Annotated in this window: 1 protein-coding gene; it reads left to right on the plus strand. The window is 75.1% G+C overall.

The window, feature by feature from the left end; translation table 11 throughout:
• A partial coding sequence (locus PROKR_RS11525) for an ATP-binding protein (protein ID WP_036963290.1) occupies window positions 1-890 on the plus strand: 890 nt, incomplete at both ends.

Consider the following 890-nt stretch of genomic DNA (forward strand, 5'->3'; position numbering starts at 1 on the left):
GCATCGTCCGCGCCGAGCCCGAGCTCGCCCCGGCGATCGCGGCGGCCGGGCGCGAGGCCGCCGCCGCGTTCGGCGACGACACCCTGCTGCTGGAACGGTTCGTCGAACGCGGCCGCCACGTCGAGGTCCAGGTCCTCGCCGACGAGCACGGCAACGTGCTGCACCTGCACGAACGCGACTGCTCCGCCCAGCGCCGCCACCAGAAGGTTCTGGAGGAGGCGCCCGCCCCCGACCTCGACCCCGCCCTGCGCGACGCGCTGCACCGATGGACCGTGAACCTGGCCCGCCAGGTGGGCTACACCGGCGTCGGCACCGCGGAGTTCCTCGTCGACACCCGGCAGAGCGTCGAGGGTGCCTGGTTCCTCGAGATGAACACCCGCCTCCAGGTCGAGCACCCCGTCACCGAGGAGGTCGTGCGCGTGCGCGGGCAGCGCATCGACCTCGTCGAGCAGCAGCTCCTGGTCGCCGCCGGCGAACCGCTCGGCTTCACGCAGGACGACGTCACCGTCGTCGGCCACGCGATGGAGGCCCGGATCTACGCCGAGGACGCCTTCGGCGGCTTCCTGCCGCAGGCCGGCACCGCGACCCGGGTGCGCTGGCCCGCCGCGACCACCGTCCGGGTCGAGGCCGGGCTGGAGGACGGCACCGTCGTCCCCGCCGCCTACGACCCCATGGTCGGCAAGATCATCACCCGCGGCGCCGACCGCGAGGCCGCCCGCCAGGCTCTCGTCGACGCCCTCGACGACACCGCGATCGGCGGGCTCGTGACCAACACCGGGTTCGTGCGGGCGCTCGCGGACTCCGGCGCGTTCCGCGACGGCGAGGTGCACACCGCGTGGCTCGACGCGCACGAGCTGCCCGCGCCGGACCCGGGACCCGCGCTCGTCGCG

It is taken from the genome of Promicromonospora kroppenstedtii DSM 19349, assembly GCF_000515355.1.
Lineage (GTDB): Bacteria > Actinomycetota > Actinomycetes > Actinomycetales > Cellulomonadaceae > Promicromonospora > Promicromonospora kroppenstedtii.